Source organism: Sediminicoccus sp. KRV36 (genome assembly GCF_023243115.1).
Classification (GTDB): Bacteria; Pseudomonadota; Alphaproteobacteria; order Acetobacterales; family Acetobacteraceae; genus Roseococcus.
The window spans coordinates 2,521,188-2,543,958 of the sequence record NZ_CP085081.1 but is presented as its reverse complement, the minus strand read 5'-3'; the positions used below and the strand labels follow the sequence as shown (position 1 = coordinate 2,543,958).

The following is a 22,771-nucleotide window of genomic DNA, read 5'->3' as shown; positions in this document are numbered from 1 at the left end:
TGCCCATGGACACGCCCTGGCCCCGGACCATCCCCGACGAAGCGACCCTGGAGGAGGTGTTGAGCCGGCCGGATCCCGCGCTGGTCAGCGACCTCGCCGCCGTGCCGGGGGATATCCTGGTGCTGGGTGCCGCCGGCAAGATGGGGCCGACGCTGTGCCGCCTGGCGAGGCGGGCCGATCCGGCGCGGCGCGTCATCGCCGTGGCACGCTGGACCGAGCCCGGGCTGCGGGAGCGGATGGAATCCTGGGGCATCGAATGCCGCACGGCCGATCTGTCGGATGATGCGGCGCTGGCCGCCCTGCCCGATGCGCCCAACGTCATCTTCATGGCCGCGCGCAAATTCGGCAGCACCGGCAATGAGGCGCTGACCTGGGCGATGAATGTTCTGCTGCCGGCCCGCGTGGCCGCACGCTGGGCGGCGTCGCGCATCGTGTTCTTCTCGACCGGCAATGTGCTGCCGCTGGTCCCGCTGGCCAGCGGCGGCGCGGATGAGGGCGTGCCCCCTGCCCCGGTCGGCGAATATGCCGCCTCCTGCCTCGGGCGGGAGCGCGTGTTTCAGCATGCGGCGGCCACGCGTGGCACGCCATGCTTCGGCATCCGGCTGAACTACGCGATTGATCTGCGCTATGGCGTCCTGCACGACCTGGCGCTGAAGCTGGCCTCCGGCACGCCCATTCCGCTGGCCATGGGGCACGCCAATGTCATCTGGCAGGGCGATGCCAATGCCTGGATCTTGCGCGCGCTGCGCCACGCCGATGCCACCTGCCCCGTGCTGAACGTGACAGGCCCCGAGACGCTCTCCATCCGCTGGGCCGCCACGCAGCTGGCCACCCGCATGGATGTCGAGCCGCATTTCGTCGGCGAGGAAGCACCCAATGCGCTGCTCTCCAACGCGGCGCGCGCCTTCGGCGTCTTTGGCTATCCGCGCGTGCCGGTGGCGCTGCTGCTGGATTGGGTGGCGGATTGGGTGAGGGATGGCGGGCGCAGCCTGGGCCGCGCCACCAAATTCGAAGTGCGGGACGGGCGCTTCTGATGCGCTGGACGGATTGGCCCGCAGGTCTGCTGCACACACTGCGCCAGGGCTGCGCCATTCCGGCGCATCCGCTGGCGCTGAACGCCGAGCGCCAACTGGATGCGCGACGGCAGCGCGCCCTCTCGCGCTACTACCTGGCCGCCGGCGCGGGGGGCTTGGCCGTCGGCGTGCACACCACGCAATTCGCCATTCGCGAGGTGGGCCTGCACGCGCCGGTCCTGCGCATCGCGGCCGAAGCGGCGCGCGAGGTGGCCCAGATGCCACTGCTCATCGCCGGCGCCATCGGCCGCACGGAGCAGGCGGTGCGCGAGGCGCAGCTGGCGCGCAGCGAGGGGTATCACGCCGTCCTGCTCGGCCTCGCCGCCTTCAAGGGGGCCAGCGAGGATGAGATCGTGGCGCATTGCCGCAGCGTGGCGGCCGAGATGCCGGTCTTTGGCTTCTACCTGCAGACGGCGGTGGGCGGCGTGCCGCTCTCCGCGGCATTCTGGCGGCGCTTCGCCGAGATCGAGAATGTCATCGCCATCAAGATCGCGCCCTTTGACCGCTATCGCACGCTGGATGTGCTGCGCGGCGTGCTGGAGGCGGGCGCGCAGGACCGCATCGCGCTCTACACCGGCAATGATGATCACATCGTGGCCGATCTGCTGACGCCCTTCCGCCTGGCGCATCAGGGCCGCATGCACGAGTTGCGGATCGTGGGCGGCTTGCTGGGCCATTGGTCGGTCTGGACGCGCGCCGCCGTGCAGTTGCGGGCGCGTTGCCGGGCTGTCACGGGTGATATTCCGGCTGATCTGCTGGCGCTGGATGCCGCGGTCACGGAGATGAACGCCGCCGTCTTCGATGTCGCGCATGATTTCCACGGCGTCATTGCCGGCTGCCATGAGGTGCTGCGCCGGCAGGGCCTGCTGGAGGGCACCTGGTGCCTGGACCCGGCCGAGGGGCTTTCGCCCGGCCAGGCGGAAGCCCTGACGGCCGTGGCGGAACGCTACCCGGATTTGACGGATGATGCCTTCGTCGCCGCCCATCGCGAGGCCTGGCTTGCTTGACCTGCCGCGCGCCGCCGCGCTTTCGGCGCTGATCGGCTGGAACCAGACCGAGGCTGATTGGCGGCTCTTCGAGACCCAGGGCCGCGTCGAGGCGCTGGATGACGGCGGTGCCGCACTCGCCGCCACCGCCGCTACGCTGCGCTATGCGCCCCATCTCGCCTGGGTCTCCATGGTGCTGGTGCGACCCGATTTGCGCCGCCAGGGGCATGCGACGCGGCTGATGCGCTGGGCCATCGAAAACCTGGATGGCACGGGCTGCATCGCGCTGGATGCCACGCTGGCCGGCCGGCCGGTCTATGAGCGGCTGGGCTTCATCGCGCGCTCGGGCTTCGCGCGTTGGCGGCTTCCCGCGCCGATGGCGGCGGAAGGGATCACCCTGCGGCCGATGCGCCCCGAGGACCTGCCGGCGGTCATCGCGCAGGATGCTCTGGCCTTTGGCGCGCCCCGCGCCGCATTGCTAGCGGATTTCTTCGCCCGCCGCCCCCAGGCCGCCTTCCTGGCCACCGATGGCAGCTTCGTCCTGGCGCGCGATGGCCATCGGCACCCGCAAATCGGCCCGCTGGTGGCGCGCGACGCAGCCACCGCGCAAGCCTTGCTGACAGCTGCCCGCCACGCCCTGGCCGAGCCTTGCGTGCTGGACCTCAGCGACGCAGCATCCGCGTTGCGCGCCGCCATCGAGGCAGCGGGGGGCGTCCTGGAGCGGCCCTTCACCCGCATGTCCCTCGGCGCCACCCTGCCTGGCGATGCGGCGCTTTCGCCGATCTTCGCCGGCCCGGAATTCGGCTGATCCTTCCTGCTTGACGCCCCCCAAATTGGGGGCGCAGCATCGAGATAACCAACGGGTTACCCGACGCTTGAGGAAGCAGCCATGAAGCATCGCCCCAGCCTGAACCGAAGGGCTCTCCTGGCCGCCACTGGCCTGGCTTTGCCCGCGCTCCGCGTCTCGGCCCAGACGCTGCCCTGGCGGCCGGAGCGGCCGGTGACCATCATCGTTCCCTGGGCGGCGGGCGGCAGCACGGACCAGATGGCGCGCGTGACGGCGGCCGAGCTGGAGGAGGCCTTCGGCCAGCGCTTCGTCATCGTGAACCAGCCCGGCGCCTCGGGCAGCATCGGCACGCGCAATGCGATGCAGGCCGCCCCCGATGGCTATACCTGGGCGGCCGGGGCGGCGGTGGACGTCGGCTGCTATCGCGTGCTGGGTTTGCTCGATACGGCGCTGGCGGATTGGAGCCTGTTCCTCACCGTTGCCAACATCAACACCATCGCGGTCAATCCGCGCGCGGGCTTTGCCGATTTCGGGGCGCTGCTGGCGGCCTTGCAGGCGCGGCGCGATGTGGCTGTGGGCACGGCCGGCGTCTCCTCCGCGGGCCGCAACATGATGGAGGCGGTGCGTGCTGCCGCCCCGGCCGTGAATTACCGCCACGCGACCTATGATGGCGGCAACCCTGCCGTTCTCGCCGCCGTCGCGGGCGAGGTTCCGGCCGTCTCGGCCCTGCTGGTGGAAATGGCCGAGATGATCCGCGGGCGGCGCCTTGTGCCGCTGGCCGTACAGGCGGAAAGCCCGGTGACCCTGCAAGGCTTTGGTGAAATCCCCTCGATCCGCCGCTGGCTGCCCAATGTGCCCACACCGCTCAACTACTTCGGCATCTGGGCGCCCAAGACGGTGCCGGCACCGGTACTGCAGGCCATGGGCATGGTCTGGGAAAGCCGCATCAAGAACAGCCAGCGCCTGAAGGACTATGCCGACCAGCGCGCCGCATTGTTCACGCCGCTGCATGGGCAGGCCGCCTTCGACGCAGCCTGGGTCATGGTCCGCCAGACGGCGTGGCTTTATCACGATGCGGGGCTCGGCCGGGTTTCGCCCGATACGGTGGGCATCCAGCGCCTTTGAGCACGAGGTCGCAGCGGGCGGATTTCCTCTTTGGCCTGCTCTGGTCGGCCCTCGGCCTGCTCATCGCCTTCGAATCCTGGCGCATGCCCCGGCTGGAGGCGCAGCACATCAATCCGTACACCATTCCGGGCCTGGTGCCCGGGATGCTCGGGCTTTTGCTGGTCCTGTTCGGGGTGATCCTGGCGCTGCGGGGCTGGCGTGGCGCCGGCCCGGAACTCGCGGTGAATGCGGATGCCGCACCATGGCGCATCGGGCTGGCACTAGTGTTGTGCCTGGGCTTTGGCCTGGGCGTGCTGGGCCATGGGCCACCCTTCTGGCTTGCCGCCGGCATCTTCCTGTTCCTCGCGGTGTTGCTGTTCGAATTGCCCGAGCGCCGCGCCGCCGGCACCCTCGCGCGCGGCGTGGTGCGCGCGGGGCTTGTTGCCGTGATCGGTGCGGCGGCCCTCACCTTCATCTTCCAGGAGCTTTTCCTGGTGCGGCTGCCCTGATGTTCGAAGGCATCGGCCTGCTGGGCAACTCGATGCTCGCCTTCCTGGAGCCGCGTGCGCTGATCTACACCTTCGGTGCCACGCTGCTGGGCATCCTGGTGGGCTGCATGCCGGGGCTTTCCGCCACGCTGGCGATTTCGCTGCTGACGACGCTGACCATCAAGCTGCCGCCGAATGACGCGATCCTGATCCTGATCTGCGCCTATGTCGGCGCCATCTATGGTGGCAGCCGCAGCGCGATCCTGCTGAACATCCCCGGCACTGCGGCCAATGCCGCCGCCTGCCTCGATGGCTACCAGCTGGCCCGCCAGGGGCAGGCCGGGCGCGCCATGGGCATCGCCACCACGGGCAGCGTGGCGGGCAGCCTGTTCGGCATTCTCTGCCTGGCACTCATCACACCGGCCCTGGGTGAGGTCGCTCTCACCTTCCAATCCTACGAGTTCTTCTGGCTGGCGCTGTTTGGCGTGATGATGTCCGGCTCCATCACCGGCGAGGACCCGCTCAAGGGCTGGATCATGGGGGTTGCGGGCTTGTTCGTCGCGCTGATCGGCCAGGATGGCATCCATGGCTATGAGCGCTTTGCCTATGGTGATGTGAACCTGGCGGGTGGGCTGTCCCTCATACCCGTCCTGGTCGGTGCCTTCGGCTTTGCCGAGGTGCTGACCGTGATGGCCGAGCGTGGGCACCGCCCCAAGCTGCTCGCCGTGGACAGCATCCTGCCCCGCATCCGCGACGTGATCATGTATTGGCGGACGATCCTGCGCAGCGGCGTGATCGGCGTCTATATCGGCATCCTCCCCGGCGTGGGCGAGGATATGGCCGCCTGGTCCAGCTATGCCGCGGCCAAACGCGCCAGCAAGCACCCCGAGGAATTCGGCAAGGGCAGCGTCGAGGGCTTGATCGCGGCCGAAACCGGCGACAATGCCTCCATCCCTGGCGGCATCATCCCGGCCCTCGCCCTGGCGATTCCGGGCTCGGCCCCGGCCGCCGTGCTGCTGGCCGCGATGATGATCCATGGCGTGCGTCCGGGGCCGATGCTGATGATCGAGAACCCAAGCTTCGTTTATGATGTTGTCGCGATGAACGTCTACGCGACCTTCGCCATCCTGTTCTTCGGGCTGTTCCTGGTGCGGCCGCTGCTGCTGGTGCTGCGCGTGCCGCGGACGGTCATCATGCCCATCATCTGCGTGCTCTGCGTGGTGGGCAGCTTCAGCATCGCCTCACGCCTGTTTGACGTCTACACCATGCTGTTCACCGGCGTGATCATCTTCGCGCTGCGCCGCTACGGCTATCACGCGGCGCCCTTCGTGCTCGGCCTGGTACTGGGTGATCTGATGGACAAGAGCCTGCGCCGTGGCCTGGTGATATCCGATGGCGATCTCACGCCCTTCTTCACGCGGCCGGTCTGCGCCGTGCTGGCCGCCATCGTGGCTCTCACGCTCGTGATGAACATCCCCGCCGGCAATCGCGCCGTGCGGGGCGCCATGCGCGGTGTGATGGCGCGGTTCAGCCGCAACTGACCATGAAGCGGCATTCCGGCGCGCCCTCGGCGAAGCAGGCCGCCTCATGGCAGGTCGGATCGCCCGCGCCGCCGGTTGCTTCCAGCACATAGGCCATGCCGCCGGCGAAGCTGCCTTCGAACACATAGCAGACGCGCCGCGCGGCCCCTGCCCCGTAACCCAGCGCATAGGCCGAGTTCCGCACGATGATCTCAGCCCGCCCCGCCGCGATGTCGAGCGAGGCGATCTCCACCTGGCCGTGCCCACGCTGCGACATGCGCTTGAGGTAGTGGCGGAAGGTCTCCTCCGGGCTCAGCCCATGCGTCTTCGCCTCCGCCCGGCACCATTGCAGGGCCGAGAGATGGCAGGATTGGTAGAGAATGGCGCGATACGCCGCGACCCCCATCGCCCCCTCGATGGCCTGCTGCATATTCACCATGAAGTGGCGCGGCAGATACATCATCGGCAGGCCGTTGGTGGTCCAGATCCCGGTTTCGGGGTCCACATCAATCGGCACTTGGGGCTGGGCCATGAATCGCTCCTGAAGACGGCCCTGCATGCTGGGCGGCGCGTGAAAGAGACGCAAGGCAGCCCATCACAGACCTATCCAGTCTTCGTCCGAGTCTGCCCCGTGAAGCCGATGCGGCCCGAAAGCAGCAGGATCAAAGGCCTCGACCCGAGCCAAGGCTTCAGCCCGCCCGGCGCAAGAGCGAGAGCAGCATCCGTCCAAACGGGATCGTTGATCAACGGGCTGGAGGCTGTTCCGTGCGCCCGTGCGAGCGGCGCAAGCTTTAGCGCGGCGGCGGAGCCGCGCCGGGCCTGCGTGTGCGCCGCAGGGCGTCCCGGCAACGCGGGTCATCGCCAATCCCGAGTTCGATGACCGGCAACAGCGAAAACGGCGCCAGCGCCAGGTCCAGCAGATCGCTCACCCCATCCCCGCCGCGATCCTGGACCAGGACGGGCGCCACGCTCGGATCGCTCAGCCGGCCCGTAAGGGCGAGGCTGGTGGGGAGTGAGCCCACGGTGAAACGCTTGGCCTGGCTGCGCAGCCGCATGTCGAACTCCTCGCGGTCCAGCCGGATGGTGCCGGTCCCGAGGATCAGCGCATCCGTCGTCTCAAGCAGCATGGCGCGCGTGGTCAGGATGCCGGCCGCGAGGCCGAAATCCGCCACGAAACACTCCAACTGTGTGCGGGAAGGCAGCCCGAAGGCCGAGAAGATCGCATTGCCGAGGCGCAGTCCGGCCAGGTCAACGGCGAAGGCACTGAGGTCACCGCCTGCCAGGCGCAAAGCCAGGGCACCATTGCCGCGCGCCAGTAGCTCCGCGGTGGAGCGCCCCACCGCGTCAATGCGGCCACGCCCCTCCAGCGCGCCGCCACCACGCCCGCCCAGTGCCTGCATCACCCGCGCGATGTCGATGCCCTGGAACTGCACCTCGCCAACTGCGTGCAGGTCCCCCTGCTCCCGCGGGGTCAGGGTTCCGGTGATGACCAGGGCCCCGCGCCCCACACCGCCGCGCAGGGGCTTCAAGGTCACCACGCCGTTGATCAGCTCCAGCGTGACATCGAGCGTATCCAGCGGCGCATCCTCGCCGATGATGCGCGCCGCCCGCAGCCGGGCATGGACATTGGCCGCGCGAAACAGCGGCAGATTGACCGGCGTGTTTGGCAGGACGCGGCCGGTGCTGGGTGAATCCGGGCGGATGGGCGTGCCGCGGCCCGGATTGCCGCCGATGAAGCCAGCGAGGTCCGCCAGGTCCACATGCCGCGCAATCAGGTCCGCCGTGATATCCGGGATCGCGCCACGCGGGTCCATCGTCACCGTCCCGCCCAGGTCGCTCTGGCCCACCTGGCCCTGCATCTCCGTGAAGCGAATTCTGCCTTCGCCATAGGCGAGCCGGCCGGCCACACGAAACGGCGGCGTGCTGGGGATGGGCACGCCCGTGAGCGGCCGCAGGAACCGCATGTCCGGCCCGGCGAGTTCCAGCCGAAGGTCGGCGCCATCCAGCGCCAGGAGGTTGCGCACGGTCCCGGTGAGGGAACCGCGCGTCGTGCCGTTCAGCAATTCCAGTGTCACCGGCCAGGGAGTGGCCGCATCGCCGATGGCCAGGATGGAGCCGCCGGTGAAACGCGCCGTCAGCGGCGCGCCCGCGTAGGTCCCCTGGGCTTCAGCGGCGATGCCAGCCGTGCCATCCGCCGCATCGCGCGTTTCGAACGTGACGGCGAAATCCGCCGCAAGGGGCTTGTGGACCAGATGCAGGCGCGACCGGCGCAGCGTGACCATGCCGATGGCCTGGCGCGCCAGCTCCGGTTCGGCGGTCACGAACAGGATATCGAAGCTGTGGTTGTTGCGCCCATCCTCCAGCGTGACGGCTTCCACCGCCGCGCCATCCACGGCGAGGCTGGTGATATGTGCGCGTCCGCTGCGCAGGCTCGCCAAGAGGTTGAGGCCGAGTTCCACGCTTTCGATCTCGGCGAAGGGGGATTGGGCCTCGAAGCCGGGCGGGTTGCCGATGCGGACACCGGTAAGGGTGGCCATTGTCACGCGCCCGGGATGCAGCCGAAGGCCAGCGATGGTGATGGGCCTGCCCAGCGCGGCGGAGGCACGGGCTTCCAGCAGCGGGATGAACCAGCCCCAGGAGAAGACCAGCAGGAAGAAAATGCCAATCCCCACAAGGCTCAAGGCGGAGACGCCCAGCCCGATGAACCAGCCCCGTCGCCGCGTGGTCATGCGAGGCCCCGGCCGGGCAGGCGCGATGGTGCCGCGGGCCCGCGCGCCTTCGCGCCGAAGCTCAGGATCAGCAGGCCATTGGGGCGCGCTCGCATGCAGGTCTCCTCCAGGAGTCTTCCATCGCGGGCCGTGCCGAAGAATGGCCCTGCAAAGGAATCACTTTGGAGGAGTGCGGTTGCAGCAGAGGGCGGAGATTGTCATGAAAATCTTCTGGCAAGGCCGAAGCGCCACCCGCCGCTTGCCGCGTGCGGGCCTGGTGGCGGGGGGCTGCCCTAGCCAATCCAGCGCGGCAGCGCCATGACCGAATCCTCCCAGAAGGTCATCACCATCAGCCCCAGGACGAGCACGCCCAGCAGCGGCAGCAGCCAGCGATACGTCTCCACCTCACGAATCCCCGCAAGGCGGCAGGCCGCCATCAGATTCACGCCGAGCGGCGGCGTTGCCCCGCCGATCGAGACGTTGATGATCAGCAGCAGGCCGAAATGCACCGGGTCAATCCGGTAGGCGGCCAGCAGCGGCATCAGCACGGGGGCCAGGATGATCACTGTGGCCAGCGCCTCCATGAAAGTGCCCAGCAGCAACAGCACGATGGTCAGCAGCAGCAGCACCATCGCCCGGCTGTCGGTCCAGGCGGTGATGGCGGAGGTGATGGCCTGTGGCATCCGCTCTGCCGCCAGGATCCAGCCAAAGAGCGAAGCGGTGGCGATGACGAACAGGATCGCCGTCGTGCCCTCGGCGGCATCCCGCAGGCAGGCCCAGATGTCGGGAAGGCGCAGGCTCCGCTCGACAAAGACGCCGATGAACAGCGCATACATCACGGCAAGCCCCGCGGCCTCGGTGGGGGTCGCGAGGCCGGCGCGGATGCCGCCCACGATGATGATCGGCACCACCAGCGCCAGCCCGCTGGCCTTGAGTGCGCCCCAGGCGCGCGCGGTGCTGAAGGGCTCGGCCTCGCCGCCCCAGCCATGGCGTTTCGCAAGGAAGACGGTGGTCGCCATCATCAGGCCAGCCAGGAAGGCGCCTGGCAGAAAGCCCGCCAGGAACAACTGCCCGACGGACGCGTTGGTCAGCGTCGCATAGACCACCATCACGATGGAGGGCGGGATCACCTGTCCCAGCGTGCCGGCCGAGCCAAGCAGCGCGCAGGAGAAGCCCTTCGGGTAGCCCTGGCGGGCCATGGCCGGCAGCATGATCCCGCCAATCGCCACCACATCCGCGATGGAGGAGCCGGAGAGGGCGCTGAACAAGGCGCAGCCCATCACCGCCGCCGCACCCAGGCCGCCACGCAGATGCCCCACCAGCGCCACGCAGAGCTCGGCGATCCGGCGCGTCAGTCCGGCGCCGGTCATCAGGTTGCCGGCCAGCAGGAACAGCGGGATGGCCAGCAGCGGGAAGGAATCGAGGCCGCCCACCATGCGCTGCGCCACCACCAGCACGGGGGCCGCGTCAAAGATCAGCAGATAGCCGAAGGCCGCGATGCCGAGTCCGAAGGCGATCGGCACGTCGAGCAGCAGCGTGACGGTGAACAGCCCCAGCAGGGTCAGCACACCCACTGTCATCGGCGCAGCGCCAGCACGGCATCCAGCATGCGCGGAATTTGCAGCAGCGCCGCCAGCAGGCCTCCGATCGCGACCGGCAGGTAGAAGATGGCCGCCGTGACCTCCAGGGCGGGTGTGGTGGAGGTCCAGGTGATCTCGGCCATTTCGGCCGCCGTCATGGCCAGCACGATGCAGAAGGCCGCCACCAGGATTTCCGCCATCACCCGGCAGGCGGCGCGCAGACGCGGGCCGCGCGCCCAGAGTTCCAGCAGCCCCGCCTCCAGGTTCACGCCCCGCCCCGTGGTCCAGACGAGGCCCAGGAAGACGCCCCAGATCATCAGGATACGCGGCAATTCCTCGGTCCAGCTGGGCGTTCGGCCGAAGACGAAGCGCGAGAGGACCGTCCAGGCGACCACCGCCGCGATGGCGGCCGTCAGCAATGCCGCCAGAGCGAGGCAGGCGGCGGAAACGAAGCCCGCCGCTGCCCGCATGGCCTTCACGCCACGGCGCGCCGGTAAAGCCCCATGATGTCCGGCCCGAAGGCTGCCTCATATTGCGCCCAGACGGGTTGCACGGCGCGCTGGAAGGCAGGCTTGTCCACCTCATTCACCGCCATGCCCTTCTCACGCAGCTTGGCCAGGAAATCGGCGTCGCTATCGGCGATCATCTGGCGCTGCGCCCGGCCCCATTTCTGGCCGAGCTCGCTGAGCAACGCACGATCCCCGGCGGGCAGGCGGTCCAGTACGCGCTTGGAGCCCATCAGATGCGCACCCCCCCAGACATGCCCGCTCAGCGAGAGGAAGCGCTGCACCTCGAAGAAGGAGGAGGTGAAGATGATGGAAAGCGGGTTTTCCTGCGCATCGAACAAGCCCTGCTGGAGGGCCGCGTAAAGCTCGCCAAAGGCCAGCGGTGCGGGTTCGGCGCCCAATGCGCGGAAGGTGTCCACGCGCACGCGGTCGGGCGGTGTGCGGATTTTCAGCCCGCGCAGATCGGCCGGCTGCGTCACGGGCTGGCGGCGATTGGTCACATGCCGCAAGCCATTCTCCCAAAGGCCCAGATCAAGCATCCCCTTGGACTCGACAAGCCGCGCCAGCGCCTGGCCCAGCGGCCCTTCCAGCGCGGCAAAGGCCTGCTCGCGGGAGAGCCAGGCATAGGGCATCTCGATGATGCCGAAGCGGGGCTCGAAGGAATTGAGGTCGGAGGAGCCGACCAGCGCCAGCTCAATCGTGCCGGTCTGGATGCCCTCCAGCAATTGGCGGTTCTGCCCAAGCTGCGCGCCCGGGAATACCTGCACGGCGAGGCGCCCACCGGAGCGTTCATTGGCCTCGCGCGCGAAGCCCTCGGCCGCGACGTGCCAGGAATGCGTCGGCTGCAGCACATGCGCGAGGCGAAGTCGGGTTTGCGCCGCGGCCCCCCGTGCCAGGGCGGGTGCGGCCAGAAGGCCGGCAAGCAGGGGGCGGCGGGAGATCATGGGGCGTGCCTTTCGCTCAGGCGTCCAGCCTTGCACGCGGCCGGGCCTGCCTCAAGAAGCTTCCACCGCCGCGCGGATCGGACCTATGCTCGAAGGCCAGTCGCGCCAAGGATGTTCCGTGACGCAGTATCTCGCCACCCTGCCCGCCTTCCTGACCTGGTTTCCGATCAGCGCCCTGCTACTGGCGGCTTTCGGGGCGCTCTATCTGCGCGTGACACCCTGGCATGAGCTGCGCCTGATCCGCGCCGGCAATGCCGCCGCGGCCGCGAGTTTCGCAGGGGCCCTGCTGGGCTATGCGCTGGTGCTGGCCTCGGTGCTGGCGCATGCCGTCAGCCGCGGCGATCTGCTCGTCTGGGGGCTGATCGGCCTTGTGGTGCAGGTGCTGGCCTTCTTCGTCGCCCGCTTGCTGCTCGGCGCGGATCTGACGCGGCGGATGGAGGAGGGACAGGTGGCCTCGGGCCTCTTTCTGGGGGTGATCTCCTTTGCAGCCGGCATGCTGAACGCCGCCACGATGATCGTCTGAGGGAAGCTTCGATGCGACGTTCCCGCCATATCCGCCTGACGCTTCTGGCCGCTTCGGCCATCGCCTTGCAGGCGTGCGGGGGTGAGGATGTGGACGCGGTGGACGTCGTCGTCCCCGATCTTTCCGCCTGCGTGGAGCGCTTCGGCGCGGAAGCCCAGGCCGATTGCGAGCGCAGCTTCGCCGAGGGCCAGGCGCGGCACGCCCTCACGGCGCCCCGCTTCGCCAGCATCGAGGCCTGCCGCGAAGCAACCGGCAGCGCCTGTGAGGTGACGCCCGCCAACCGCCCCTCCGACAAGGCCCTGGCGGCAGCAGGCCTGACCAGCGTGGCCATCCCCGTCATGGCCGGGCTGATGATCGGCCGGATGCTGGAGGGCGGAGCAGGCCGGGTGAGCGCGCCGCTTTACGCCGGCCGCCCACCCCCGCAATGCCAGCCAGGCCAGCCCGCCCAGAACTGCACCACGGCGACAAGCAGCAGCGGCAGCAGCAGCGGTTCACGCTTCTATTATTCAGGCAGCAGCTACGCCGGCAGCGCCCCGGAGCGGCGGGGGGCAGCCACCTTTGCCCCCTCCGCCGCCATGGCATCCACGATCGCCTCGCCCCGCGCCGGGGCCGGGACGAGCATCGCGCGCGGTGGCTTCGGCGCGAGCGCGCGCGGCTACTCCTCCTCCAGCTGATGCAGCGCATCGAGAGCCCCCCGCGCCCGGACTGGCAGGCGAAGCTGGAGGAAATCGGCCTCACCTATCACTCCGCTGGCCAGGAGCCCGTGACCGGCGCCGAGGGCGGGTTGTGGTGGCATGAGGGGGCGCATTGGCGCTTCACCGCGGCCGAGGTGGACGCGCTGGATGACGCGACGGTGGAGTTGCACGCGCGCTGCCTGGATGCCGTGGACCACCTCGTGACGCGTGAGCCGGAATTGCTGCGCGAAGCCTTCCATCTGCCCGATTGGTTCAGCGATTACATCCGCCGCTCCTGGCGGCGCGGCGACCCGGCGCTGATGGGCCGCATGGACCTGGCCTTCGACGACGAATCCGGCGCCATCAAGCTGTTGGAATACAACGCCGATACACCGACCCTGGCGATCGAGACGGCGATCGCGCAATGGGTCTGGTTGCAGGATACACACCCTGAAGCGGACCAGTTCAATTCGCTGCACGAGCAGCTGCTGGCGCGCTTCACGACCCTCGCGCCACTCCTGTCCGGCCAGCCGATGCATTTCGCGGCCTTCGCCGAGAGCCCGGAGGAATGGGCGCATTCCACCTATTACCGGGACCTCGCCGGGCAGGCCGGCATTGCCACGCGGGCGATCGATCTCAACAGGATCGGCTGGAAGCGGCCGGATTTCGTGGACGAAGCGGGTGATGCGATCCGCTTCCTGCACAAGCTCTACCCTTGGGAATGGATGATCCGCGACCATTTCGGCCCCTACCTGGCGGAGGATGGCTGCGGCGTGCTGGAGCCGCCCTGGAAGGCGCTGCTGTCGGACAAGGCCATCCTCGCCGTGCTGTGGCGGCTGTTTCCCGGCCATCCGCATCTGCTGGAAACGGTCCCTGGGCGCGTGCTGCTGGCGGGCGGCAATTGCGTGCAAAAGCCCTGCCTGGGCCGCGAGGGCGCCAATATCGCGCTGATCCGCTCAGGGCTGACCATGGCGACGACCGATGGCCCCTATGCGCCAGAGGAGGCGCGCTTCGTGACGCAGGCGCTGGCGAAGCTGCCGCAGCGCGCGGGCTGGAATGCGCTGATCGGCTCCTGGGTGGTCGGCGATGCGGCGGCCGGCATCATCCTGCGCGAGAGCCAGGCCGCCATCCTGCGCGATACGAGCCGCGTCGTGCCGCATCTCTTCGCATGAAGCGGGGAAGCCTGCTCGACGGGACCACGGCACCCCCGGGCGGCGAGCAATTCGACGCGCTGCTCCAGAGCCCTGGCCTGCGCATCGAGCGCATTGCCTCGACCGGCGCGGCCAGCCCGCCAGGCTTCTGGTATGATCAGCCCGAGGATGAATTCGTCCTGCTCATGGCCGGTGCGGCCGTGCTGCGAATCGAGGGCGAGGAACCCATCCGGCTTGCGCCGGGCGATTGGGTGGCCCTGCCGGCCCATTGCCGCCACCGCGTGGACTGGACCAGCACCGAGCCGCCGGCCATCTGGCTGGCCATCCACCATCGCAGCGGGGGATGACCAGGGCCGACGCTCAGCCGGCCAGCCTGGCGAGGCCGGCGACAATCGCTTCCGGGCGCTCCAGCGGCGTCAAATGCCGGGCGCCGGCCAGCACCTCGAAGCTGGCGCCCGGGATACGGTCGGCGATATCGCGCGCCATGGAGGGCGGGGTTGCCAGATCCTCCTCACCCACCAGGACCAGCGTCGGCGCGGTGATGCCCGCGATCGCGGCCCGCAGGTCGAGCGCGCCCAGCATGTGGCAGGCGGCGGCATAGGCGCCGATGGGCATGTCCAGGAAGATCGCCTCCTGTGCGGCCTGAACTTCCGGATGCGTGGCGCGGAAGGTCTCGCTCAGCCAGCGGGCGCGCTGGAAATCCAGCAGGGCCTTCATGCCGCCTTCCTCCGCGAGCTTGGCGCGGCGTGCCCAATCGGCCGGCGCGGTCGGGCCGTACCAGGCGGTGGTGTCTATGGCGAGCAGCGCCTGGGTCCGCTGCTGATGGTGCGCGGCGAAGGCGAGTGCGATGCTCCCCCCCATGGACGCACCCGCAATGATGGCCCGATCCCAGCCGGCATGCGCCAGAACGGCCGCCACGTCATCGGCCATTTGCGCCGCGGTGAAGGGCCCCTCGGCCCGAGATGCCCCATGGCCCCGCGCATCCAGGGCGAGCATCTCGAAGCGGCCTGCCGCGGCGGTGATGACGGCGTCCCAGAAGCGATGGTCCAGCGCCAGGGAATGCACCAACGCCACGCGCGGGGCCCCCTTTGCACCCTGCGTGATGCGATAGGCCAGGGCGCAACCATCCGCCGCATGCGCTGCGCGGAGGGTCATTCCGCCACCGCGCCGGACTGCGCGATCATCTGCCGCCAGCGCGGCGCCTCGCTCGCCATGAAGGTGCCGAGCGCTTCCGGCCCAAGGGCGCGGACCGCGAAGCCCTGGCCGACGAGCGCTGCGGCCAGGGCGGGATCAGCGACGGTCGCCAGCAGCGCCTCGGCCAGCGCGGTCACGCTGGCGGCGGGCGTCCGTGCTGGCGCCAGCACGCCATACCAGCTGTTGACTGCGAAGCCGGCCAAGAGCTCGCCCACCGTTGGCACATCGGGGATTTGCGGCATGCGGCTTTCGCCCGCCACGGCAAGTGCCACGAGGCGCCCGCCCTGGATGAAGGGCAGCACGGCCGGAAGGGGGTTGGAGGCAAGGTCAATCTGCCCACCCATGAGGTCGGTCAGCGCGGGGGCGCCGCCGCGATAGGGGATATGCTGGAACTCCACGCCGGTCAGCCGGCCCAGCAATGCGCCCGCGATGTGGCCGGGCGATCCATTGCCGGCCGTGCCGAAGCTGTAGCCGCGCTTCTCGCGCTGCCCCGCCTCGATCAACTGCGCGAGCGAGGGCGAGCCAGGCCGCGCCGCAAGAATGACGGGCGAAACCGCCACCATGGCCACCGGCGCGAAATCCCGCAGCGGGTCCCAGGACAGGCGCTGGTGCAGGGCGGCGTTGCTGAGCACCCCATCGCCCCAGAGCAGCACGGTGTTTCCATCTGGTGCTGCGCGCGCCACGGCCTCGGCACCCAGATTGCCGCCCGCGCCGCCGCGATTCTCGATCACGACGCCGCGCCGCAGTCGCGCGGCAAGCCCCGCCTGCAACATGCGCGCGACCACGTCATAGCTGCCGCCGGGGGGAAAGGGCACGATCACGCGCAGCGGCGCCTCGCCCGTCTGCGCGAGGGCGGCCACCGGCGCGGATGCCAGCGCAGCGAGGAGGGGGCGACGCAGCATGTGTCTTGTTCCTGCTTTGAAGCTCAGGACTTCGCCAATTGGTCGAAGGCCTTGAGGCGCGCGATCAGCGCCGGCATCTCCCGGATCGGGATCATGTTTGGCCCGTCGCTTGGTGCCGCGTCGGGGTTTTCATGGCATTCGATGAAGACGGCGGCCACACCCACGGCTACGGCAGCGCGCGCCAGGACCGGCGCAAATTCGCGCTGCCCGCCGGAGGAACCGCCCTGCCCGCCCGGCTGCTGCACGCTATGCGTCGCGTCATAGACCACGGGGTAACCCGTCTCGGCCATGATCGGCAGGGCGCGCATGTCGGAGACGAGGGTGTTGTAGCCGAAGCTCGCACCGCGTTCGCAGAGCAGGATGCGCTGATTGCCTGTACTGGCGATCTTGGCGGCGACGTTCTTCATGTCCCAGGGGGCGAGGAACTGGCCCTTCTTCACATTGATCGCGGCGCCTGTTTCACCGGCCGCGAGCAACAGATCCGTCTGGCGCGAGAGGAAGGCCGGGATTTGCAGCACATCCACCGCCTCGGCGGCGGGGGCGCATTGTTCGGCGGTATGCACATCGGTCAGCACGGGCAGACCGGTGCGCTCACGGACCTCGGCGAGGATGGCCAGGCCCTCCGCCATGCCGATGCCCCGCGCGGCCGAAACGCTGGTGCGATTGGCCTTGTCGTAGCTGGATTTATAGATCATCGGCACGCCCAGATTGCGCGTCATTTCGGCGATGGCGGCGGCCATCTCCAGCGCGTGAGCGCGGCTTTCGATCTGGCAGGGCCCGCAGATGAAGGCGAGCGGGCGCGTCTGGCCGATCACCAGATCCCGGATGGTGACATCCATCAGACGAGCCTCGCCTGCCGCACCGCAGCCCCCACGAAACCCGCAAACAGCGGATGCGGCGCAAAGGGCTTGGATTTCAACTCGGGGTGGAACTGCACGCCGATGAACCAGGGATGGTCCGGATATTCCACGATTTCCGGCAGCAACCCATCGGGCGACATGCCGGAGAAGCGCAGCCCCACGGCTTCCAAACGCTCGCGATAGGCGACATTGACCTCGAAGCGATGCCGGTGCCGCTCCTCGATCCGGCTTTCGCCATAGACGCCGCGCACCAGGGAATCCTCGGCGAGCAAGGCGGGATAGGCGCCGAGGCGCATGGTGCCGCCCAGGTCGCCGCTGGCCTCGCGCTGCTCGCGCTCATTGCCGCGCACCCATTCGGTCATCAGCCCGACGACGGGCTCGGCGCAGGGGCCGAATTCAGTGCTGGAGGCGGCCGGGATATCGAGCAGGTTCCGCGCCGCCTCGATCACCGCCATCTGCATGCCGAAGCAAATGCCAAGGAATGGGATCTTCTTCTCCCGCGCGAAACGTACCGCCTGGATCTTACCGCCGGTGCCGCGCTCGCCAAAGCCGCCGGGCACGAGGATGCCGTGCACGCCATCCAGCCGGCGCATCACCTCGCCCGCTTCCCGCTCGAAGATTTCGCTGTTCACCCAGTCCAGCCGCACGCGCATGTTGTTGGCGATGCCGCCATGGGCCAGCGCCTCGTTCAGCGACTTATAGGCGTCCAGCAGGCCGGTGTACTTGCCCACCACCGCGATGGTCACCTCACCCTCGGGGGCTGTGATGCGCTGCACCACATTGTCCCAGGCGGAGATATCGGGCTCGCCATAGATGGAGAGGTTGAAGTGGCGCAGCACCTCGCGGTCCAGCCCCTCGCGGTGATAGCTGCCAGGGACGGCGTAGATGCTGGAGGCGTCATAGGCCGGGATCACGCTTTCCGGGCGCACATTGCAGAACAGCGCGATCTTGCGGCGCTCATTTTCGGGAATCTTGCGGTCGCAGCGGCACAGCAGGATCTGCGGCTGGATGCCGACGCTGAGCAGCTCCTTGACCGAATGCTGCGTCGGCTTGGTCTTCAACTCGCCGGCCGAGGGGATGTAGGGCACCAGCGTCAGATGCACGAAAAGGCTGCGCGTCTGGCCCAGCTCATTCGCGAGCTGGCGAATGGCCTCCAGGAAGGGCAGCGACTCGATATCGCCCACCGTGCCGCCGATCTCGACCAGGATGAAATCATAATCATCGGTGCCGGCGGTCACGGCATCCTTGATCGCGTCCGTGATGTGCGGGATCACCTGGACCGTCGCACCCAGGTAATCGCCGCGCCGTTCCTTGGCGATCACCTCGGAATAGAGGCGGCCCGTGGTCCAGTTATCCGCCTTGTTGGCGTGGACGCCGGTGAAGCGTTCGTAATGGCCAAGGTCGAGGTCGGTTTCGGCCCCGTCATCGGTCACGAAGACCTCACCATGCTGGTAGGGCGACATCGTGCCCGGATCCACGTTGAGATAGGGGTCAAGCTTACGCAGGCGGACGCGGTAGCCGCGCGCCTGCAAAAGAGCACCCAGAGATGCTGCCGCGATGCCCTTGCCAAGCGAGGAAACCACGCCACCGGTGATGAATACGAACCGTGCCATGGGAGTTCGTCATAGCCACTTCCGGCCCGCTGTCACACCCCCTCAAGGGGGCGTCGGATCAGTTTGTCGGAACGGCGGGCAGGACGGGCAGGTTGGGCGCCACGACCGGCGCCGGCGCGTCCAGGATGGAGCGATTGGCCGAAGTGCCGCGGTCCAGCAGGGCCAGCGTCAGCGCCAGGACGAAGAAGATGGTGCCCAGGATGGCGGTGGTCCGCGTCAGCAGGTTGGCCGTGCCGCGCCCGCCCATGAAGGAGCCCATGCCCTGGGAGGAGCCGATGCCAAGCCCGCCCCCCTCGCTGCGCTGCACGAGGATGACCCCGATCAGCGCCAGGGTGACCAGCAGGAAGATGATGGTGAGAATGGTGGACATGATGCGCCACCTCCTAGCGCGGCCCAGGCGCCATGGCTAGCGCGGATGCGGCCTGCCCTCGCGCCTCATGCGTTTTCTTGATAGCTTTGCGCCATGCGACGCCATCTGGACCGCCGTCTCAAGCTGCAATGGCTGCGCGTGATTGACGCGATCGAGGCGCAGGGCAGCCTGCTGCGCGCCTCGGCCATGCTCGGCCTTGGCCAGCCTGCGCTGACCCGTGCCCTGCAGGAGGCGGAGCAGGTGATCGGCGCGAGCCTTTTTACCCGCCACGCCCGCGGTGTGCGCCCGACAGAGGCTGGCCTGGTCATCACCCGCCTGGCCCGCCGCGTTCTGGCGGAATTGCATCGTGCCGAGGAAGCGCTGGATCACCTGGCCGGCGCGCAACTGGCGATCGGCGTGCTGCCCGTGGCGGCCGTCGGCGTTCTGCCGGGCGCGCTGATCCAGCTCAAGCAGGCCCGGCCGGAGATCCAGCTGCGCCTGCAGCAAGGGCGCATGGAAGAACTGCTGCCGCTGCTCGCGACCGGTGAGATTGACCTGGTGGTAGGGCGCCTCTACCCGCCCGCCACGCCGGATGGCTTTCTGCGCGAGGCGCTCTGGGAGGAGCCCATTTCCTTCCTGGCCCGGGCCGGGCATCCGTTGTTCAACCAGCCGGTGACGCCCGTGGCCCTCAAGGGCTGCGAACTGATCTTGCCCACCGTCAGCCAGCGCGTCGGCCAGGAGATTGACGAGCGCCTGGCCGCCCTCGGCCTGACTGCCCAGGCGCCCTTGCGCTCCAGCTCCTACGGCTTCATCCGGGAAATGCTGCTGGCGAGCGACATGGTTTCCGTCATGCCGCGCCTCATGATGGTAGGGGATTTGCTGCGCGGCACGCTGGGAGTGCTGCCGCTGGATCAGGCGGCGCCACCCCGCCCAGCCGGCCTGATCCTGCCCGGGGACCGGCCACTGCCCGAGGCGGGGCTGGCTTTCGTCGCGGCACTGAGGGCGCATCTCGGGGAGATCGCGGCGCAGGGGCTTTCGGTTATGCCGGATGAGAATAGCTTGCGCCGCAAAATCCATAAGACAGCCAGGACGCGCTCCCGCTAGAACGAGGGGACCAGGGGAGAGAAACAGTGGAAGCGGCGGAACCCATCATGGATGTGGCGCATCTCGGCCATGTCGAATTGCTGACCCCGCAACCCGAGGCCAGCCTTGCCTTCTTCCGCGACATTCTCGGCATGACCGTCAGCGGCCAGCAGGGCGACAGCGTCTTCCTGCGCGGCTGGGATGATTACGAGACCTATTCGCTGCAACTCACGGCGGCCCGGACTTCCGGCCTGGGCCATGCCGCGTATCGGGCGCGCAGCCCGCAGGCGCTGGAACGGCGACTGGCCGCGCTGCGGGCCGATGGGGTCGAAGTCACCGTCGTTGATGGCAATTTCGGCCATGGCACCAGCCGCCGTTTCCGTGATCCGGATGGCCATGTGGTGGAGCTTTACTACGACACCCAATGGTACGAGGCCCCGCCAGAACGCCGCCCCGCCCTGCGCAACCAGGCCGAGCGCTATCCCGCGCGCGGCGTGAATGTGCGGCGGCTGGACCACTATAATTGCCTCGCCGTGGATGTCGCCGCCTGCCGCGAATTCTTCCAGCGCAACCTCGGTTTGCGCTGCACCGAGCGCATCGTCTTCGACAATGGAATCGAGATGGGAATGTGGCTCACCGCCACCAACAAATCCTACGACGTCGCCTATGGGCGCGAGGCGAATGGCGTGCATGGCCGTCTGCATCACATCACCTTCGCTCTGGACAGCCGCGAGGCGATTCTCCAGGCCGCCGACACATTCCTGGAAGCGGGCATCCCGATCGAGAATGGCCCGCACAAGCATGCCATCCAACAGACCTTCTTCCTCTATGTGATCGAGCCCGGCGGGAACCGGGTTGAATTCGCCCACTCCGGCGCGCGGCTTGTGCTGGCGCCGGATTGGAAGACCATCACCTGGAGTCAGGCCGAGCGGAACAAGGGCCAGGCCTGGGGCCTGCAACTCACCGACAGCTTCCGCACCTACGCCACCCCACCTTTGCCTGAAAAGAACCCCTCATGACCAACACAGCACTCGTCATCTCCGCCCATTCCGCCGATTTCGTCTGGCGTGCGGGCGGCGCCATCGCGCTGCATGCGGCGGCGGGATACCAGGTCACGGTGGTCTGCCTGAGCTATGGCGAGCGTGGCGAGTCCGCGAAGCTCTGGCGGCAACCCGGCATGACGCTGGAGCGCGTGAAATCCGAACGCCAGAAGGAAGCCGAAGCGGCAGCCAAGGTGCTCGGCGTGCACGACATCCAGTTCTGGGATCTGGGCGATTACCCCATCACGCTCAGTCAGGAGAGCCTGTTCCGTATGGTGGATGTGATGCGCGCCATCCATCCGAAATTCATCCTGACGCACAGCAAGGAGGATCTCTACAATTGGGACCACCCTGCGGTGACGGATTTCGCGCAGCACGCCCGCATCACCGCCCAGGCGCATGGCCACAATCCCGGCCAGAAGGTGCTGGGCGCGCCCCCCGTTTTCCTCTTTGAGCCGCACCAGCCCGAGCAATGCAACTGGAAGCCCGATGTGCTGCTCGATATCGGCCCCGTCTGGGCGCAGAAGCGCGCGGCCATCGAGTGCATGGCCGGCCAGGAGCACCTGTGGGAATACTACACCCGCGTGGCCCAGCAGCGCGGTGCCCAGGCCGCCCGCAACAGCGACAAGTCCATCACCTGGGGCGAGGGCTATGCCAGCGTCTTCCCGCATGTGGTCGAGCGGCTCGCCTGATGCCGAACCGCTTCACGCCGCGGCGAATCCGCCTCGACGATCGGGACGCGTTGCCGGGCCGATTCACCCAGCGGCGAAGCCGCCGCGACGATCGGGACGCGTTGCCGGGCCGATTCACGCCGCGGCGAAGCCGCCGCGACGATCGGGCCGGGGCATGATCACCCTCTCCGCCGCCATCGGCCGCTACCCGCAGACTGCGGCCCTGCTGGATGGCGTCGTGCGCGATGGGGAGGTGGCGCTGGATTGCACCCCCTTCCCCGTCATCAGCCGCGCCTTCGCGCCGATGGTGCGGGAGGGGCGCTTCGATGTGAGCGAAATGGCCATCGCCACCTGGCTGCAGGCCTGGGCGCATGGCAAGCCGCTGGTGCTGCTGCCGCGCGTCCTGGCGGCGCGCATGCAGGAGGGCTCGCTGTTTTGCCGCACGGATTCGCCGATTCGCGGCCCGGGCGATCTCCTGGGCAAGCGCGTGGGCGTGCGCGCCTATAGCCAGACCACGGGGCTCTGGCTGCGTGGCATTCTCCAGGACGCGCATGGCGTGGCCCCGGAATCGGTGCGCTGGATCACCTTCGAGGATGCGCATGTCGCCGAATGCCGCGATCCGGATTTCGCCACCCGCGCACCCGCCGGCAGCGACATGGTGCAGATGCTGAAAGAAGGCGCGCTCGACGCCATCATCTCCGGCAATGACGCGCCAAGTGGCGACTGGCTGCGTCCGGTCTTTCCGGACCCGGCAGCCGCCAGCGCCGAATTCCTGCGTCGGCATGGCTTCACCCCCATCAACCACCTGCTGGTCATGCGGGCCGAGCATGCGCATCACGCGGCCGCCGTGCTGCGCCTCATGGATGCGGCGGGTGCGGCGCCATCGAGCGGGCGCGTCGTCATGATGCCGGCCATCGCCTTCGCCGCATATCACGCCGTGCGCCAGGGCCTGATCCTGCGCGCGCCAACACCGCAAGAGATCTGGGCGGGCCTGCCGCCGGACATCACCTGAAGG

The 22,771-nt window shown here is 68.6% G+C and carries 24 protein-coding genes; 14 read left to right on the top strand and 10 right to left on the bottom strand.

Going from position 1 to position 22,771, the window contains the following annotated elements:
• Positions 1–5: 5 nt before the first annotated feature.
• From LHU95_RS11885 to LHU95_RS11860, 6 genes are all read left to right on the top strand, one after another.
• Positions 6–1,034: an NAD-dependent epimerase/dehydratase family protein gene (locus LHU95_RS11885; RefSeq protein WP_248707172.1), complete on the top strand. Its 1,029-nt coding sequence runs from the start codon at positions 6–8 to the stop codon at positions 1,032–1,034.
• Complete coding sequence (locus LHU95_RS11880; RefSeq protein WP_248707171.1) at positions 1,034–2,080, top strand: dihydrodipicolinate synthase family protein; 1,047 nt, start codon at positions 1,034–1,036, stop codon at positions 2,078–2,080. Before LHU95_RS11885 ends, LHU95_RS11880 begins: the two co-directional genes overlap by 1 nt.
• Positions 2,073–2,867, top strand: coding sequence for a GNAT family N-acetyltransferase (locus tag LHU95_RS11875; RefSeq protein WP_248707170.1), 795 nt, complete (start codon positions 2,073–2,075; stop codon positions 2,865–2,867). The genes LHU95_RS11880 and LHU95_RS11875 overlap by 8 nt, the downstream gene beginning before the upstream one ends.
• A gap of 81 nt (positions 2,868–2,948) precedes the next feature.
• On the top strand, positions 2,949–3,971 hold the full coding sequence (locus LHU95_RS11870) for a tripartite tricarboxylate transporter substrate-binding protein (protein ID WP_248707169.1): 1,023 nt from the start codon (positions 2,949–2,951) through the stop codon (positions 3,969–3,971).
• Positions 3,968–4,459: a tripartite tricarboxylate transporter TctB family protein gene (locus LHU95_RS11865; RefSeq protein ID WP_248707168.1), complete on the top strand. Its 492-nt coding sequence runs from the start codon at positions 3,968–3,970 to the stop codon at positions 4,457–4,459. The genes LHU95_RS11870 and LHU95_RS11865 overlap by 4 nt, the downstream gene beginning before the upstream one ends.
• Positions 4,459–5,979 (top strand): tripartite tricarboxylate transporter permease, encoded by a 1,521-nt coding sequence (locus LHU95_RS11860; protein ID WP_248707167.1) that lies wholly within the window; start codon positions 4,459–4,461, stop codon positions 5,977–5,979. Before LHU95_RS11865 ends, LHU95_RS11860 begins: the two co-directional genes overlap by 1 nt.
• Here LHU95_RS11860 and LHU95_RS11855 read toward each other — a convergent pair.
• From LHU95_RS11855 to LHU95_RS11835, 5 genes are all read right to left on the bottom strand, one after another.
• Positions 5,966–6,490, bottom strand: a complete 525-nt coding sequence (locus LHU95_RS11855) for a DUF5943 domain-containing protein (protein WP_248707166.1) — start codon at positions 6,488–6,490, stop codon at positions 5,966–5,968. The genes LHU95_RS11860 and LHU95_RS11855 overlap by 14 nt on opposite strands.
• Positions 6,491–6,749: 259 nt before the next feature.
• Positions 6,750–8,687 carry an AsmA family protein gene (locus tag LHU95_RS11850; protein WP_248707165.1) on the bottom strand — a complete coding sequence of 646 codons (1,938 nt, stop codon included), beginning with the start codon at positions 8,685–8,687 and terminating at the stop codon, positions 6,750–6,752.
• 272 nt (positions 8,688–8,959) lie between these two features.
• Positions 8,960–10,246 carry a TRAP transporter large permease gene (locus tag LHU95_RS11845; RefSeq protein WP_248707164.1) on the bottom strand — a complete coding sequence of 429 codons (1,287 nt, stop codon included), beginning with the start codon at positions 10,244–10,246 and terminating at the stop codon, positions 8,960–8,962.
• On the bottom strand, positions 10,243–10,716 hold the full coding sequence (locus tag LHU95_RS11840) for a TRAP transporter small permease subunit (RefSeq protein WP_248707163.1): 474 nt from the start codon (positions 10,714–10,716) through the stop codon (positions 10,243–10,245). The genes LHU95_RS11845 and LHU95_RS11840 overlap by 4 nt, the downstream gene beginning before the upstream one ends.
• A gap of 5 nt (positions 10,717–10,721) precedes the next feature.
• The gene (locus tag LHU95_RS11835) at positions 10,722–11,696 is read right to left on the bottom strand and encodes a DctP family TRAP transporter solute-binding subunit (protein WP_248707162.1); all 975 of its coding nucleotides are present in this window, start codon (positions 11,694–11,696) and stop codon (positions 10,722–10,724) included.
• Positions 11,697–11,814: 118 nt separating this feature from the next.
• On the opposite strand from LHU95_RS11835, the gene LHU95_RS11830 reads away from it, so the two are divergent.
• The 4 genes from LHU95_RS11830 to LHU95_RS11815 are packed head-to-tail and all read left to right on the top strand — an operon-like array spanning position 11,815 to position 14,391.
• Positions 11,815–12,219 (top strand): DUF350 domain-containing protein, encoded by a 405-nt coding sequence (locus LHU95_RS11830; protein ID WP_248707161.1) that lies wholly within the window; start codon positions 11,815–11,817, stop codon positions 12,217–12,219.
• Positions 12,220–12,230: 11 nt separating this feature from the next.
• The gene (locus LHU95_RS11825; RefSeq protein ID WP_248707160.1) at positions 12,231–12,893 is read left to right on the top strand and encodes a DUF1190 domain-containing protein; all 663 of its coding nucleotides are present in this window, start codon (positions 12,231–12,233) and stop codon (positions 12,891–12,893) included.
• On the top strand, positions 12,893–14,065 hold the full coding sequence (locus LHU95_RS11820; RefSeq protein ID WP_248707159.1) for a glutathionylspermidine synthase family protein: 1,173 nt from the start codon (positions 12,893–12,895) through the stop codon (positions 14,063–14,065). The genes LHU95_RS11825 and LHU95_RS11820 overlap by 1 nt, the downstream gene beginning before the upstream one ends.
• Positions 14,062–14,391, top strand: coding sequence for a cupin domain-containing protein (locus LHU95_RS11815; RefSeq protein ID WP_248707158.1), 330 nt, complete (start codon positions 14,062–14,064; stop codon positions 14,389–14,391). The genes LHU95_RS11820 and LHU95_RS11815 overlap by 4 nt, the downstream gene beginning before the upstream one ends.
• A 13-nt stretch (positions 14,392–14,404) precedes the next feature.
• Here the strand turns inward: LHU95_RS11815 and LHU95_RS11810 are convergent, their stop codons facing one another.
• Genes LHU95_RS11810 through secG form a run of 5 tightly spaced genes read right to left on the bottom strand, consistent with a single transcriptional unit; the run spans position 14,405 to position 18,983 of the window.
• On the bottom strand, positions 14,405–15,199 hold the full coding sequence (locus LHU95_RS11810; RefSeq protein ID WP_248707157.1) for an alpha/beta fold hydrolase: 795 nt from the start codon (positions 15,197–15,199) through the stop codon (positions 14,405–14,407).
• Positions 15,196–16,140: a tripartite tricarboxylate transporter substrate-binding protein gene (locus LHU95_RS11805; protein WP_248707156.1), complete on the bottom strand. Its 945-nt coding sequence runs from the start codon at positions 16,138–16,140 to the stop codon at positions 15,196–15,198. The genes LHU95_RS11810 and LHU95_RS11805 overlap by 4 nt, the downstream gene beginning before the upstream one ends.
• 23 nt (positions 16,141–16,163) lie before the next feature.
• Positions 16,164–16,979 (bottom strand): 3-deoxy-8-phosphooctulonate synthase, encoded by an 816-nt coding sequence (gene kdsA / locus LHU95_RS11800; RefSeq protein WP_248707155.1) that lies wholly within the window; start codon positions 16,977–16,979, stop codon positions 16,164–16,166.
• On the bottom strand, positions 16,979–18,613 hold the full coding sequence (locus tag LHU95_RS11795) for a CTP synthase (protein WP_248707154.1): 1,635 nt from the start codon (positions 18,611–18,613) through the stop codon (positions 16,979–16,981). Before LHU95_RS11795 ends, kdsA begins: the two co-directional genes overlap by 1 nt.
• A 58-nt stretch (positions 18,614–18,671) precedes the next feature.
• Positions 18,672–18,983 (bottom strand): preprotein translocase subunit SecG, encoded by a 312-nt coding sequence (secG, locus tag LHU95_RS11790; RefSeq protein ID WP_248707153.1) that lies wholly within the window; start codon positions 18,981–18,983, stop codon positions 18,672–18,674.
• Positions 18,984–19,076: 93 nt separating this feature from the next.
• Here secG and LHU95_RS11785 point away from each other — a divergent pair, with 93 nt between their 5' ends.
• The 4 genes from LHU95_RS11785 to LHU95_RS11770 all read left to right on the top strand — a co-directional run bounded on the left by LHU95_RS11785 (position 19,077) and on the right by LHU95_RS11770 (position 22,768).
• The gene (locus LHU95_RS11785; RefSeq protein WP_248707152.1) at positions 19,077–20,066 is read left to right on the top strand and encodes a LysR substrate-binding domain-containing protein; all 990 of its coding nucleotides are present in this window, start codon (positions 19,077–19,079) and stop codon (positions 20,064–20,066) included.
• Between the two features lie 26 nt (positions 20,067–20,092).
• Positions 20,093–21,064, top strand: coding sequence for a VOC family protein (locus LHU95_RS11780; RefSeq protein WP_248707151.1), 972 nt, complete (start codon positions 20,093–20,095; stop codon positions 21,062–21,064).
• On the top strand, positions 21,061–21,777 hold the full coding sequence (locus LHU95_RS11775; RefSeq protein WP_248707150.1) for a PIG-L deacetylase family protein: 717 nt from the start codon (positions 21,061–21,063) through the stop codon (positions 21,775–21,777). Before LHU95_RS11780 ends, LHU95_RS11775 begins: the two co-directional genes overlap by 4 nt.
• 154 nt (positions 21,778–21,931) lie before the next feature.
• Complete coding sequence (locus LHU95_RS11770; RefSeq protein WP_248707149.1) at positions 21,932–22,768, top strand: ABC transporter substrate-binding protein; 837 nt, start codon at positions 21,932–21,934, stop codon at positions 22,766–22,768.
• Positions 22,769–22,771 lie beyond the last annotated feature (3 nt).